We start from the raw sequence: 13,681 nt of genomic DNA, 5'->3' as shown, positions 1-13,681 counted from the left end.
TGTGATGGCCTTTAGGGAGAATGGATGCACTACCTGATCATTGATGACCACCTATTATTCGCAGGGGGACTGGCAGGGCTGCTGGAGCAGTCACTGGCCCCCTGCACGACCACACAGGTCCGCAGCGCGGAAGAAGCAGAACGCTTTCTGGCGCAGATGAGCGAGCAGCCGGACCTGATTCTGATGGACCTTAACCTGCCGGGCGTCAGCGGCCTCACCCTGATCCGGCGTCTGCAGCAGTTATCGGTCTGGAGCCCCGTGATGATGATTTCCGCATCCGAGTCACTGGCGGATGCCCGCCAGGCGCTTGATCACGGTGCGCTGGGGTTCCTGCCCAAGTCGTCCGACCCTGCCGTTCTGATTAAAGCGATCCGGCGGGTACTGGCGGGCAATATTTATCTGCCGGATGGATGGCAGGAGCTGATTAACAGCCAGAAACAGGAGCACCCGCAGGTGCGGCTGACTCCCCGACAGCACGAAATCCTTCATCTGCTGGCTCAGGGGCTCTCGAATAAAGTGATCGCCAGCGAACTGGATGTGTCAGAAAACACAATCAAAGGTCACCTGCGGGATGTGTTCCGGTTGTTCCGGGTAACGAACCGCACCGCCTGCCTGAACGAGGTCCGCCGTCTCGGACTGCTGACTGAATAGCGAGCGCTGACTCATGAATTCTGACGAGCTGGTACTGACCGACGGAGAAATTCTCGATTTCCGTCGTCAGCGCGCGACGCAGGACCTGTACGACCGGATCATTATCATCATCGTCGGGACCTTTATTCTGACCACAGTGCTGATTCTTAATCAGAGCCCACCTGCTGGCGCGGTATATGGCTATCTCTGGTATGCCGCTGCGCTGGCAATTCAGACCTTCGGTGCAGGACTGCTCTGGGCATACCGACGTTTCTATGCCCGCTTCAGTCTTAATTTCTGGCGTGGCATGTATCTGTCCGGCGTCAGTTCACTGGCCCTGCTCTGGGGCGTGGCAGGGATATTGTTTTTTAATGCCGGCGAGTTTTCCCAGCAGATGCTGCTGTTTACTCTGATCGTCGGCGTGACGATTTCGTCTGTCAGCACGAACGCTGTCTGGTTGCAGAGTCATACGCTTTTTCTGGTGATCACGACCTCTCCCATGATCTATATGTGTCTGAATCAGGCTGACCCTCAGTATCAGGGTATGGGGTATGCGTTTCTGGCCTATGTCCTCGTGTCGTACTTCGTTGCCCGTTCCGCGAGCAGCACCTTCAACGACATGATGGCACTGACCCTGAAAAACATCCGGCTTGCTGAAACGCTGGGCGAGCAATACCGGCTGACAGAGGCGGCGAGCCGTGCCAAGACCCAGTTTCTCGCCGCAGCCAGTCACGATCTGCGTCAGCCGGTTCATTCGCTTTCGCTGCTGGCGGAGAGTCTTAAGCAGGAAACAGGTACGCCCCGGGGGCAACAGCTGATTTCTAATATCACCTCCGCTGTGACGTCGATTGATGATCTGCTTGGCAAGCTTCTCGATATTTCGCGTCTGGATGCGGGGGATGTAAAAGCGGATATCAGTACGTTTGCCCTGGATTCTCTGATTGGCTCAATCGTGCGCGAAGCCACGCCGGTTGCGGAAGAAAAATCACTGACACTGGTCGCCATTCCCTGTGAGTGCATTGTCCGCAGTGATCCTGTTCTGCTGGGGAATATTCTGCGCAACCTGATCGCCAACGCGATCAAATACACAGAAAGTGGCACCATTACGGTGGGAACAGAACCCTCGCAGACGGAAGATGGAAAGTTCATTACGCGCCTGTATGTCCGTGACACAGGGATGGGGATTCCACAGGATCAGCAGGATCATATTTTTCAGGAATTTGTTCAGCTGAATAATCCGGAGCGGGACCGCCAGAAAGGGCTGGGCCTCGGGCTTTCCGTCTGCCGCCGCCTCAGTGATCTGCTTGGCCATTCTCTACGGCTGGTGTCTTCGCCGGGCCTTGGCTCTGAGTTCTCACTCGATATTGAACTGGTCAGTGAAAACATTGCTCCTGCCGTTGCAGAAAGCTATGCGTCGGGAAATCCGGTGGGAGATTTCACCGGTACTCCGGTACTGCTGGTGGAGGATGATGCCATGGTAAGACAGAGTACTTCAGAGTTGCTGGCTGGCTGGGGCTGTGATGTCCGCGCCTTCGCCGATGCCACTACCTGTATCCAGGCCGTTGGCGAATCGCCCGGTTGGGGCGATATTCTGATCACAGATTTCCGTTTGCCCGGTGAGATGGACGGACAGGAACTGACCGGGAAAGTGAGGCAGCTGACAGGCCGGCACCTGCCTGTGCTGATGGTCACCGGAGATACCGCGCCTGAGCGGATTAAAGCACTCTCATCGAGTGGTATGGCCGTGTTACATAAGCCGGTTAAACCGGCATTTCTGCGTAATGCTATGCGCCAGATTCTGACGCAATAATCACTCGGCTGCTTCAAGCTGTTCGGTGAGATCCATCCACTCCATTTCGATCTCATCGAGTTCGCTTTTTAGTTTTCCCTGCTGCTGAATTAATGTATTTAATTCGTCTTTCCGGCTGGCTTCGTACAGACCCGGGTCACCCATCTTTTCTTCAATGGTAGCCAGCTCAGTCTGAAGCTTTTCCATTTTTTTCTCGGCGGCCTGTTGCTGCTTACGCAGAGGCGCCAGGCGTTGACGCTTTTCCGCTTCCAGTCGTTTCTGCTCTTTCCGGTCCACCTGTGGCCTGGGTTCGGACGTCGGATTCTGTTCATCCGGAGAGGCTGCAGGTGCCATCGCTTCGCGGGTGTTCAGGTAGTCATGGTAGTCGTCGAGGTCGCCGTCGAAACTCTGGACGCGGCCGTGATCAACCAACCAGTATTCATCCACCGTAGATTTCAGCAGATGGCGGTCGTGACTGACGATCAGAATGGCGCCGTCGAAATTCTGCAGCGCCAGAGCGAGCGCTTCGCGCATCTCAATATCCAGGTGGTTAGTTGGCTCGTCGAGAATCAGCAGGTTTGGTTTCATCCAGGCGACACAGGCGAGAGCCAGACGCGCTTTTTCACCACCGGAAAATGGTTCGATAATTTCCAGTGCCTTGTCTCCATGAAAACCAAAACCGCCCAGAAAATTACGGATTTCCTGATCGCTGGCCTTGGGCTTCAGACGTTGAAGAATTAATGCACCGGAGGCTTTAACATCGAGTGACTCCAGTTGGTGTTGTGCGAAATAACCGATCCGGCAATGCTCTCCGGTACTGCGCTCGCCAGTTAATAACGGAATTTCTTCGCACAGTGTTTTCAGTAGTGTCGATTTACCGGCGCCATTCGGGCCCAGCAGGCCAATGCGGTGACCCGGTACGATGGATATTTTTACTTTTGGCAGAATGGTTTTGCCACTGTAGCCAAGGTCGGCCTGATCAATCGCGAGTAACGGCGACGACATTTTTTCATAACATGGAAACTGAAAACGGAAAGGCGAATCCACATGCGCCGGGGCAATCAGCTCCATGCGTTGCAGTTCTTTCAGGCGGCTCTGCGCCTGTTTCGCTTTACTGGCTTTAGCACGGAAACGCGCTACAAATTTCTCAATTTCAGCAACACGTTCCTGCTGCTTTTCATACACCGTCTGCTGTTGTGCGAGCTTTTCTGCACGGATGCGTTCGTAGGCACTGTAATTGCCCGGGTAGACAGTGAGATTCCGGTTATGCAGATGCACGATATGATCCGCGACCGAATCAATAAAATCCCGGTCGTGAGAGATAAACAGCAGTGTGCCGGGATACTTCTTCAGCCAGCCCTCAAGCCAGAGGGTGGCCTCAAGATCTAAGTGGTTGGTCGGTTCGTCGAGAAGCAGAAGGTCGGAGGGCATCATCAGCGCCTGCGCCAGATTCAGGCGGATACGCCACCCCCCCGAGAAATCTTTGACCGGGCGCTGCAGATCAGACTGTGAAAAGCCCAGCCCGTGCAGCAGTTGTTCAGCTTTCACCGGAACCTGATAACCCTGATGCTCGTCCATCGCATCCATCCAGCGGGTCAGCTCTGTATCATTTTGTGACGACGCCATGCCCTGCTCGATATCGCGATAGCGGCGGTCACCGTCAATCGCATAATCCAGCGCAGAGCGGCTGCTGGCCTCGACTTCCTGCTTCATATGAGCAATGCGCCACTTGGATGGCATGGCCAGATCACCGCCGTCCGGAGTGAGCTCACCATTCAATAAGGCAAACAGGCTCGATTTTCCGGCGCCATTTGGCCCGATAAGTGCCAATTTCTGGCCGTCGTGAATGCGCAGGTTTGCTTTCTCTAACAGAAAGTTGGTTCCACGCTGCAGGGAAACCTGAGTAAACTCAATCATAGATACACACAGAAAACGGGATGCCGGGGATGAAGCCAATGGTCGCGAAGTTTGCCATAGATGGAAGCCATGAACCATCGGATACACCGCTTTGGCATTATGCGCTGGACGTCTATGCCAGACCGGGTGTCGCTGACGAATTACTGCGCCTGCAGGATCATCATCACGCCGATGTTCTGTGGCTGCTTACAGCGCTCTGGCTCGCGGAACGCGGTGCGCCTCTTGAGATCGAGCAGCGATATCAGCCGGAATACGAGGCCTGGCGTAAGACCATGATTCTGCCCGTACGTGAGCAGCGCCGCCTGTGCGATAAAGATAAAACGCCCGGGCTGTATGAACTGCTGAAGCGCGCAGAGCTTGAGGCTGAGAAAGAAGGACTCAGGATTCTCTACGAAGTATTTGCCGATCAGGCATCGGGTGAAGCAGACACCCTCAGTTGCCTGATGCACTGTCTGCCAGATGAATGCCAGTGCAGCAGGCTACTCGATGTGGTGTATCCGCAGGATCGCGCTACTCAGTCACGATAAGTGTCTGATGAATCAGGCCCGTGTTTTATCACGGTGTCTGTTCTGAATCCGCGGTGACAGTACCACTACCGAAGGTCCGCCGGTAGAGCCAGGTCATACCAAGGAGCGCGATTCCCAGCCCAAGAAACGAGGCTGCGCGCCATAGTCCATCAAGCCCGGACATATCCGACAGGAATATTTTCACCGTTGCCAGTCCCATCAGGATGCTGCCATATCGATAAAGGCTGGCCTGCCCCCGCCATAGCGACACTGTAATTACGATGACGGCTGCCAGGATGGCTGCGGCAGAGTAGCTGTACCACTCACCGGTAGCAATGCCCTGGCCGAGATCGAGATAACCGTCCTGCCAGAAATGGCGTACGCTCAGCAGCACCAGAACCGCGCCCATTGCGACGCTCAGCCAGCGACTGAAATTACGCTCCTGATCTGTCGTTGTTCTGCTGAAAATCAGTGCGATCAACAATGGCCCTGCAAACACCAGAGTCAGCAGGTTGAAGAGAGGAGTTGTGCTGAAGTGGTCGCCACTCCACAGAGGGTTATTCCACAACAACTGGGTGCTGTAGCTGATTAATGCAAGCCCGATGAGGACATAGGCCATGGCGTTGTACCACCCGGCCAGACTGCTGCTGACTCGTGCGCGTACCCGGTATGTCAGGGCCAGTGCTCCCCAGAGCATACTGTTCAGGCCTGCTTCGGTCAGTCCGTATTCGTGCGTGAAGACCTGGCCGTCGTAGAGGTAATAACGCAGCTCGGCGCCAGCAAACAGCACAAACAGGTGCAGACCTGCTGCCTCCAGCCAGCGTCGCACTGGGTTGCTTTCAGGAGTCAGACGGGCGGCAATCAGAGCAGACAGGAAGGCGCCGCCGTAGGTCCAGAGTGACCAGTGGACGCTGTTATCGTATGTCAGCAACCAGGAGTTCAGGGTCAGGCGTAGCACTACAACCGCCAGTACTGCCTTAAGCAACAGACCCAGTGATGGCACGCTGTAGCGGCGCATAAGTAGTGTCAGACTAATCAGTTGTACGGACAGAGCTGCGGTCAGAGAGGCTTCTTCAAGCCAGATGGCGGCGGCCAGTGAGTAAGAAGCATGCAGGCCGAGAATCGCCCAGAGTGACAGGCGTTGGTATGAGGGACTGCGCAGCATCAGAAATGACAGAACCCCATAAACACCGGTCATGACCAGCGTCCAGCCGGCCCAGCTATTTTCGGTCTCAGGAGCGCCAAAGGTAAGCCAGCCACAGGCGAGCCATAAAAGAGGAGACAGAATTGCCAGAGAACTGTGCAGATACGAGTCGCGTTGCCGGGTCCATAGCCAGGCGCCGGCAAAGACAGCACAGACGGTCATAGCGACCTGGAACTGCGCCATTTCAGCTGTGGCGGCCAGGGCCTGGTTCTCGATATAGCGGTAAGCCTGAGTGGCGACTGCCAGAGCAAGACTGATCAGCCATGGCATTAATTTCAGCCCCTCGTAACGTCTTGCTGCGATTGCAGCGACGATCAGTACGCTGATCCAGCTCAGCCAATCAGGGGGCATACTGCCCTGTAGGACGACAGACGCGAAGGTTATTGAACTGAAGATCGCAGTCAACTGGAGCAGGTGGCGGCGGTAGCGTGTTTCAGCAGCGGTGGCTGTCACAGGTATCAGCGTATAGGCAAGCAATGTCAGGCTGATGTACCAGGGTAGAAAGGTATTAGTATCGGTCCGGGTCAGAGCAACCCACCACCAGAACAGCGCACCGGCACCAATGCCCTGCCATAGCCATGGCCGGTAGATATGACGCAACAACCACAGACTGCTGCTCGTGATAATCAGAATGTAGCCGAGCGCAAAATGGAATTTCCCCCCGGAGTCGCCGACCATGACTGGCACAAGATAGGCACCCAGCATGCCGATGATTGCCATCAGTGGACCATAACGCAGCGCCAGGACCATAGTACCCATAGCTATGATGGCTAACAGAACGAAAGTGAACCCTGCGGACAGCACCTCAAAGTAATAGAGCCCGGCGAGCATACTGGCAAACAGGGTGATACTGCCACCAGCGGCGAGACCTCCGAAAATCTGATAATTCTCTGGGTCTCGCCGGCGCAGATATTCAGCTCCGCCATGCAGAACAATCCCGCAGAGAGTTGCCAGCGCAAACTGAAGATTGGGTCCAAGCAGACCGGAAGAGATAGCGTATGACACGATAAAAATACCAGCCAGAGCGACACTGATCGCACCTGTCCAGAGCATCCAGTCTTCGCGCAGCTTTCCGATCATTGTGCTGAGCCAGCCAGGAGCAGCAGGCTCTGGGGTGGGGGCCGGTCTGTTGACGGACAGTTGTGGCTTTGCCCGTGGTGGAGTGAACGCCGTTTTCGCTGTTACGCTCCTGACCGGGCGTGATGCCTCTTTTGCTGCCTGCTGTGTGCTGGTACCTGCCTCTCGGGACTCTGCTTTTGGCGACTCTGTTTCTGGTGAGCTGGTATTTTGCTGGGGTCTGCTGATAGCAGCAAACTGGCTTTTGAGCGTCTCAATTTCAGCCTGCTGATGCTTTACGCGTACAACCAGCCAGATGCCGAGCACTGTCAGTGCAAAAATAAATACTTCCATACCGTAGCGGTCCATGCCGTGATGATGCTCTCAGCATAGTAGCCCGCGTAGTAGCGCTTGGCGATACCCGGCCTTCGCCGGGCATGCTTTCCTCAATCCCAGGTAACGGTTCCGTTAAGTGTCAGCACCGTTCCGCTGTCGGCATTCACTACCGTTGCGTTGGTCAGAGTGGCGGTGCCTGACGGAATATCCAGTGAAACGGCTTCCAGCCCTCCACAGTCTGCTGGCGGCTCAGACGGCGCAATGCAGGTATACTTAAATTCAGCTCCGTCTTTCAGGATGGTCATGGAGATAAATTCCAGGTCGGTGATCGCTGTACTCGCATCCGAAAATACCAGGATGAAACCGTTGATGGTTTCTTCCACCCCCTCGAATTCAATGCTCATTGAGTCAGTGACGCTCTTCCCTTCATCGACAATGATGATGTAGTCCGGTTGTCCTGTTGCGGAGTTGGCTAGCGAGGCCCCCACAGCTCCGGCATCCAGGCGCGTACCGTAGACCGAGGTGTCATCGCCGCTCAGGTCAAACCCACCTCCAGCATTGTTTGTGCCGCCGCCTACAAAGCTCTCTGCGTTTTCAGTGCCATCAACACTGTCTACAACATTGTTGGAATCATCATTGCCATCAGTGTTGCCATCACTGCTGCCACCCCCTCCGCCACCGCAGGCATACAGAGTTGCGATCAGGCCGGTTAAAAGAATGTAACCCGAAATATTCATAAGTCCCCTCCCGGAACCAGTTAATACGCCCGTGGGCGAAGGGCTATAACTATGCAGGGTACGAGGGAGCGATTAACGCTTTCTCTGACGTCTGTGGATGTTATGGTTTGCCAAAGAGGCCACAGCAAAGCTTTCAGCCTGAAGTGTCGCCGGAGGTCTAGAGGGCTAAGAAATTCTTCTTAGCCTGAAACAAGCGCCAGACTCTGTAGCATGGAGTCTTCGGGGAGGGTGATATCCGGCAGCGATAGCGTGAGTAATCGGGTAATTTCTTTTTCGTCTACGCCTAATGCCCGGAAGCAATGCGCAATCATCTGTTCGGAGTAGTGTGCATCGGTCTGTCGGTTTGAATAGGCGAACATGGTGGCCAGCATAATGCCGACTATGACTTCCAGCGCGGAGGGGATATCCGCCGCTTTGATGGATCTGTTTTCCAGTGCGCGGCCGATATGAACGGGCAGGTATTGGTAGATCAGGTGACCTGTCGCGTTGATGTTGAATCCGGCACGCCAGAAAAAACGCGCAAGGGTCGGACGTTCATGGGTTGTTTTCAGAAACAGCCGCAAGCCGGTGGCGAGTATCTCTGAAGGGTTGTCCATGCCTTCAACATGTTCCTCAATCAGGTGTACCAATTCATTAGAGAGCAATTCTCCGATGGCTGTCACCAGATCGCTGGGTGTTTTGAAATAGTTATAAAAGGTGCCACGAGAGACGCCAGCGGCAGAAATAAAATCGTCGATAACCGTGCCATCGATGCCTTTCTCTGCAAATACTCCCAGCGCGCTTTCCAGTAGCCGGCGGCGCATTTTTTCGCGGCGCTCCTGGCCTACCCGGGTGCGGTGGTTCACTGTCTGTTCGGTCATAACACCTCTGAATATTACCGCGCGGTACAGCGCTCACTGTAATCCCATAACTCCTGAGCTAACTGTCGGTTCCGGGCCAGTGTGGATGTCTGACTGCGCTTGCAGTCTTCGTAATACAGGCCAGATTCCTGGGCACAGTCCGCGCTGGTGGCACACCAGAGGCTTGTGGCTGCCCCTTGTTCAGGAGTCATCATGAAAGGTTTGATAATACCACGGAGTAACGCCGGTGCAGACCGCCAGACGTCTGACGCTACGATTCCCGGATGGAGCGCATAAACGTTGACGCCTGAGCCTTCAAGTTGATGGCTGAGCTCAGATACAAACAAGAGGTTAGCGAGTTTGGCGTGAGCATATTCCCGGATGCCGCCAGTACTGCTGGTGGGTTGTCTTACCTGCTCAAGGCTGAAGTCTTTTACATGCCGGTGTGCCTTACTGGAAACGACAACCACCCGCGCAGGGGCTGAGGCGCGCAGGGTGTCCATCAGCAACCTGGTAAACAGAAAGTGGCCGATGTGGCAGGTGCCGAAGGCCAGTTCGAATCCTGATCTGGTGATTCCTTTCTGACCCGCGAGGCCAGCATTGCAGATCAGCATGTGTAGCGGCAGGCCTCTGTTAATAAACTGCTGAGCTGCCAACCTGACTGATTCGAGGTCGCCCAGGTCGAGCGGGAGAACCTCTAGTCTGCCCTGGCCGCCGATGACCTCCTGAATCTCCTGTCTCGCTTTCTCGGCCTTGCCGTGTGAGCGACAAGCCATAAAAACATGGGCTCCGCGCAGTGCCAATGCGGTGCTTGTCTCTTTTCCTATGCCGGTATTAGCGCCAGTCACGATCGCAACGCGCCCTCGCAGATCCTGAATCATGAGTCTCTCCTGGTGATGCTGTTTCTGTATCAGGTGCTCCCTTTTGTCATTATTTGACTCTATCGTCAAGTTGACGATATCGTCATTTAGATAATATGATGATCTCCAGTCAGGCAAAAACACACAGGAGCGCGGTATGGCCAAGACGAAAAATCTCCATAGCTACGACGTTAAGGTCGGTCGCAGAACGATACATCTCACCGAGTTGGGAGAAGGCTACCCTGTCATCCTCCTGCACGGTGGCGGCCCCGGGGCCTCTGGCATGTCGAACTATTCGAAAAACGCTGAGGCTCTTGCTGAACACTTCCGCGTGTTAATCCCGGATATGCCTGGTTATGGCAAGTCAACGAAGGGCATCGACAGGGCAGACCCTTTTGGCGATCTGGCGGAAGGTATTCTGGGGTTGATGCACGCACTGAATATCCCAAAAGCGCATGTTGTTGGAAATTCCCTGGGCGGTGCCTGTGCTCTCCGTATGGCCTTAGAACAATCGCGAAAAGTGTCTGCGCTTGTTCTGATGGGTCCAGGGGGCATTGGTACAACACGGGGGCTGCCTACGAAAGGGCTTAACAAACTGTTGAATTATTACGGTGGCGAAGGTCCGACGACAGAGAAACTCTCGGATTTTATCCGTAATTATCTGGTGTTTGATGGCAGTCAGGTCAGCGACGCCGTGATTCAGGAGCGCTTCCGTTCAAGTATCGACCCGGAAGTGGTTGCTCAACCGCCCTTACGTCGTCCGAACAGTCTCGGCGGAGCGCTGCGCATGGACTTCACCCGTGACGCACGTCTGGCGGAATGCACAACGCCAACGCTTGTGATCTGGGGGGCTGACGACAAAGTGAACCGTCCTTCAGGTGGCCCGCGTCTGCAAAGAACAATGCGTAACTGCGATCTCTATGTGATGAGTAATACCGGCCACTGGGCGCAGTGGGAACGCGCTGAAGAGTTCAATGAGCTGGTGACTCTCTATCTTAAGCAACGCACTCCCTTAAATGCTGAACAGCGCATCAGTGCCTGAGGGGGAAAGATGGATTTATTTAATCACATTCAGATCGGTTATCTCGTCATCCAGTCACAGAAACTGGATGAGTGGCAACGCTTCTTCCATGACGGTATTGGTCTGCACGAAGCTGAGCGGACTGGTGAGCGTCTCGCTTACAGGTTTGATCGCCATGAACGCCGGATCATGGTCGAAAAAGGCAAGGCGGAAGATATCTCTGCACTGGGTATTCATGTGCAATCAGATGAAGCAATGAAGGAAGTCCTTCAGCGCCTGTCAGCGAAGGCGATTCCGGTCACGGCCACCTCTGGTAAGTCTGCAGTAATACGAGGTGTTCATTCGTATTACAGCTTCAAAGGCCCAAAGGGGCTGACGCTCGAACTGTACCGCTCACCAATACTTTCTGAAGAACCCCTGAATATGAAGGTCAGCGGGATTGTTACGGGTGACAGTGGCATGGGACACCTGGCGATTACATCACGCACACCAGAAATAATGCTGGGTTTCTGGCACGAAATATTTGACGCAAGAATCAGTGATTATATCGATGAGAAAATCGCGGGCGTCGAATTGGACATCACCTTTCTTCGTTTTAACGAGCGTCATCACTCTATTGCAGTCGCAAGCACCAAAGGCGTACGCCTTGACCCGATCCGGACCCAGGCTCAGCACGTGAACCTTGTTGCTGACACTATGGATGATCTGGTCGGTGCATTCCGCAGACTGAAACAGCTTGGTTTCGAAATGGCTCATGAAATTGGCCAGCACCCGAATGACAAAGAGCTTTCATTTTATGTCATTACACCATCTGGATTTGAATGGGAACTGGGCTTTGATGCGCTGAAGGTAAATGAAAATGACTGGGCAGTTGAGCGGTTTAAAGGCATCAGCCTCTGGGGGCATAAACCACAGAAATCTGGACTAGTGAATTTCCTGAAAGTCAATGCGATCAATTTTATCAACGGTATTAAATCGTTGGCAGGAAAAGAATACAGCCCGTTCTGAAGCGGTAGGAGAGATCAATATGAAAACTGAAAATATCCGGAAATACGATACCGAAGTCGTGATAGCTGGCCTGGGACCGACAGGGCTGACGCTCGCGCATATGTTAGGCATGCGCGGTCATAAAGTGACGGTTCTGGAGAAAGAACCAAGCTTCTATGGTAACGCACGTGCCGTGTATACCGATGATGAGTGCATGCGTATTTTTCAACATATCGGCTGCGCTGAAGAAATTGGTAAAGATATGCTTCCTGATGTGCCTGTGCAGTTCGTTCGTACCGACTGTACCGTCATGGCGCAGTATCTGCCGAAGAAGAAAACGTATGGCTGGCCCGTCGTAAACTTTTTCTACCAGCCATATCTTGAAACCACAATGACCGAAGAGCTGGCCCGTTATCCTACCGTGACAGTACTTCGTGGACGTGAGCTGGTTGAGTTTCAGCACGACAGCGAGGGGGTAACGGTAGTTCATCAGGCGACGCAGGAGTTTCGCTTTAATGATGGTGATGATCAGAAAGCTCAGGGCGACGGAAAGTTAGACCCTCAGACGGTTCGCGCTGCGTATCTGGTTGGGTGTGATGGTGGACGTAGCTTTGTGCGCGAATCACTCGGAATAAAAATGACGGGGAAAAGCTTTCCTGAGCCTTGGCTGGTTGTCGACCTTGAGCAGAAAGAAGGTGTCGATGAGCTTCGTCACACGCCCTACTTCAACTTCGTTGTCGATCCTGGCCAGCCGGTTGTCAGCTGTATCCAGCCCGATAAATTTCATCGCTTTGAATTTATGCTCAAGCCAGGCCAGACAAAAGAATATATGGAGCATCCGGATACCATCCGTCAGTTGATCTCGCGTTATGTTGACCCGGATAAATTCATCGTCAAACGAAAACTCGTATATACCTTCAATGCACTTATTGTTGAAAAGTGGCGTGAAGGTCGGGTGATTCTTGCAGGCGATGCCGCCCATATGACGCCCCAATTTATGGGGCAGGGTGCGAGCGCCGGATTCCGTGATGGCTTTAATCTTGGCTGGAAACTGAGCGCAGTGCTTAAAGGTACAGCAGGAGACTTTCTGCTGGACTCTTACGGTTCTGAACGTCACGACCACGCTAAATCCATGATCGATATCTCTGTTTTTCTGAAAGACGTTGTGTCGATGACCAACCCTGTTCTGACGGGAGTAAGGGATGCTTTTCTGAAAGTAGGTCTGGCTGTTAAGCCGGTACGCGAATATTTTCAGGAGGGCGAGTTCAAACCAAAGCCATCTTACTCGGAAAACTCTTATCTTGGGCTTCCCAGAAAGCGTCGTAAGAGCCCGGAAGGGAAAATGAGCCCACAACCCGAAGTACGGCTGATCGATGGTTCCAAGGTGCTTCTGGATGAAATTACCGGGCGTGACTTTGCTTTGATCGGCCTGGGTGCAGACCCTCGTACCACTCTTTCAGCATCGCACCAGGAATGGCTGGAAAGTCTCGGCACCCGTTTTGTATCTATGGTCGATTTCGGTCAGCGCCCACAGGGGTTGCACGTTTCTCACATGACAGTTGAAGGCTTGACGGAAGTTGAAGATATGACGGGGGATATGATCCGTTGGTTCGCCAGGTCAGGGTATTGCAAAGATGCGGTGGCCATTCTCCGGCCGGATAAATTCACTTTTGCGGTGGTTTCTGTAAAAGATCTGAATCAGGCCGTCAGTCAGCTGAAAAACCAGTTGGGGGATAGCGCCGTTTCGTACGCTGACATGTTGATTACCTCCACCCCTGATGCAGTTGCGGTTTAAGCAG

Annotated in this window: 11 protein-coding genes; 6 read left to right on the top strand and 5 right to left on the bottom strand. The window is 53.8% G+C overall.

The annotated features are described in order from the left end of the window. Positions 1–24: 24 nt before the first annotated feature. A complete protein-coding gene (locus Q1L85_RS04475) occupies positions 25–651 on the top strand; it encodes a response regulator transcription factor (RefSeq protein ID WP_300425690.1) in 627 nt (208 codons plus the stop codon). 13 nt (positions 652–664) lie between these two features. After that, positions 665–2,440, top strand: a complete 1,776-nt coding sequence (locus Q1L85_RS04470; RefSeq protein ID WP_300432407.1) for a hybrid sensor histidine kinase/response regulator — start codon at positions 665–667, stop codon at positions 2,438–2,440. On the opposite strand, the gene Q1L85_RS04465 is transcribed toward Q1L85_RS04470, so the two are convergent. After that, positions 2,441–4,336: an ATP-binding cassette domain-containing protein gene (locus Q1L85_RS04465; RefSeq protein ID WP_300428457.1), complete on the bottom strand. Its 1,896-nt coding sequence runs from the start codon at positions 4,334–4,336 to the stop codon at positions 2,441–2,443. 29 nt (positions 4,337–4,365) lie between these two features. Between Q1L85_RS04465 and Q1L85_RS04460 the strand changes: the two genes are divergently transcribed. After that, positions 4,366–4,863, top strand: coding sequence for a TIGR02444 family protein (locus tag Q1L85_RS04460; RefSeq protein ID WP_300428455.1), 498 nt, complete (start codon positions 4,366–4,368; stop codon positions 4,861–4,863). A gap of 28 nt (positions 4,864–4,891) precedes the next feature. Here the strand turns inward: Q1L85_RS04460 and Q1L85_RS04455 are convergent, their stop codons facing one another. The 4 genes from Q1L85_RS04455 to Q1L85_RS04440 form a co-directional block, all read right to left on the bottom strand. Continuing rightward, positions 4,892–7,471 carry a DUF2339 domain-containing protein gene (locus Q1L85_RS04455; protein ID WP_300432405.1) on the bottom strand — a complete coding sequence of 860 codons (2,580 nt, stop codon included), beginning with the start codon at positions 7,469–7,471 and terminating at the stop codon, positions 4,892–4,894. A gap of 77 nt (positions 7,472–7,548) precedes the next feature. Then, complete coding sequence (locus Q1L85_RS04450) at positions 7,549–8,175, bottom strand: hypothetical protein (protein WP_300427613.1); 627 nt, start codon at positions 8,173–8,175, stop codon at positions 7,549–7,551. A 179-nt stretch (positions 8,176–8,354) separates the two neighbouring features. Continuing rightward, on the bottom strand, positions 8,355–9,035 hold the full coding sequence (locus tag Q1L85_RS04445; protein WP_300427612.1) for a TetR/AcrR family transcriptional regulator: 681 nt from the start codon (positions 9,033–9,035) through the stop codon (positions 8,355–8,357). A 14-nt stretch (positions 9,036–9,049) separates the two neighbouring features. Beyond that, positions 9,050–9,895, bottom strand: a complete 846-nt coding sequence (locus tag Q1L85_RS04440) for an SDR family oxidoreductase (protein ID WP_300427611.1) — start codon at positions 9,893–9,895, stop codon at positions 9,050–9,052. A gap of 136 nt (positions 9,896–10,031) precedes the next feature. On the opposite strand from Q1L85_RS04440, the gene Q1L85_RS04435 reads away from it, so the two are divergent. From Q1L85_RS04435 to Q1L85_RS04425, 3 genes are read left to right on the top strand one after another with little or no spacing between them, the layout of a single operon-like run. Continuing rightward, a complete protein-coding gene (locus Q1L85_RS04435; protein WP_300427610.1) occupies positions 10,032–10,916 on the top strand; it encodes an alpha/beta fold hydrolase in 885 nt (294 codons plus the stop codon). A 9-nt stretch (positions 10,917–10,925) separates the two neighbouring features. Beyond that, positions 10,926–11,903 (top strand): VOC family protein, encoded by a 978-nt coding sequence (locus Q1L85_RS04430; protein ID WP_300427608.1) that lies wholly within the window; start codon positions 10,926–10,928, stop codon positions 11,901–11,903. A 19-nt stretch (positions 11,904–11,922) separates the two neighbouring features. Next, positions 11,923–13,677 carry a bifunctional 3-(3-hydroxy-phenyl)propionate/3-hydroxycinnamic acid hydroxylase gene (locus Q1L85_RS04425; RefSeq protein WP_300427607.1) on the top strand — a complete coding sequence of 585 codons (1,755 nt, stop codon included), beginning with the start codon at positions 11,923–11,925 and terminating at the stop codon, positions 13,675–13,677. Positions 13,678–13,681: the final 4 nt, after the last annotated feature.

It is taken from the genome of uncultured Thalassolituus sp. (assembly GCF_950066645.1).
Classification (GTDB): Bacteria; Pseudomonadota; Gammaproteobacteria; order Pseudomonadales; family Oceanobacteraceae; genus Thalassolituus.
The sequence above is the reverse complement of the archived record's forward strand: the minus strand, read 5'-3'. Positions and strand labels throughout refer to the sequence as shown.

Coding starts and splice junctions, on each gene's coding strand:
- Q1L85_RS04425 (WP_300427607.1), top strand. CDS start 11,923: ATGAAAACTGAAAATATCCGGAAATACGATACCGAAGTCGTGATAGCT.
- Q1L85_RS04465 (WP_300428457.1), bottom strand. CDS start 4,336: ATGATTGAGTTTACTCAGGTTTCCCTGCAGCGTGGAACCAACTTTCTG.
- Q1L85_RS04435 (WP_300427610.1), top strand. CDS start 10,032: ATGGCCAAGACGAAAAATCTCCATAGCTACGACGTTAAGGTCGGTCGC.
- Q1L85_RS04470 (WP_300432407.1), top strand. CDS start 665: ATGAATTCTGACGAGCTGGTACTGACCGACGGAGAAATTCTCGATTTC.
- Q1L85_RS04430 (WP_300427608.1), top strand. CDS start 10,926: ATGGATTTATTTAATCACATTCAGATCGGTTATCTCGTCATCCAGTCA.
- Q1L85_RS04440 (WP_300427611.1), bottom strand. CDS start 9,895: ATGATTCAGGATCTGCGAGGGCGCGTTGCGATCGTGACTGGCGCTAAT.
- Q1L85_RS04460 (WP_300428455.1), top strand. CDS start 4,366: ATGAAGCCAATGGTCGCGAAGTTTGCCATAGATGGAAGCCATGAACCA.
- Q1L85_RS04455 (WP_300432405.1), bottom strand. CDS start 7,471: ATGGACCGCTACGGTATGGAAGTATTTATTTTTGCACTGACAGTGCTC.
- Q1L85_RS04475 (WP_300425690.1), top strand. CDS start 25: ATGCACTACCTGATCATTGATGACCACCTATTATTCGCAGGGGGACTG.
- Q1L85_RS04445 (WP_300427612.1), bottom strand. CDS start 9,035: ATGACCGAACAGACAGTGAACCACCGCACCCGGGTAGGCCAGGAGCGC.
- Q1L85_RS04450 (WP_300427613.1), bottom strand. CDS start 8,175: ATGAATATTTCGGGTTACATTCTTTTAACCGGCCTGATCGCAACTCTG.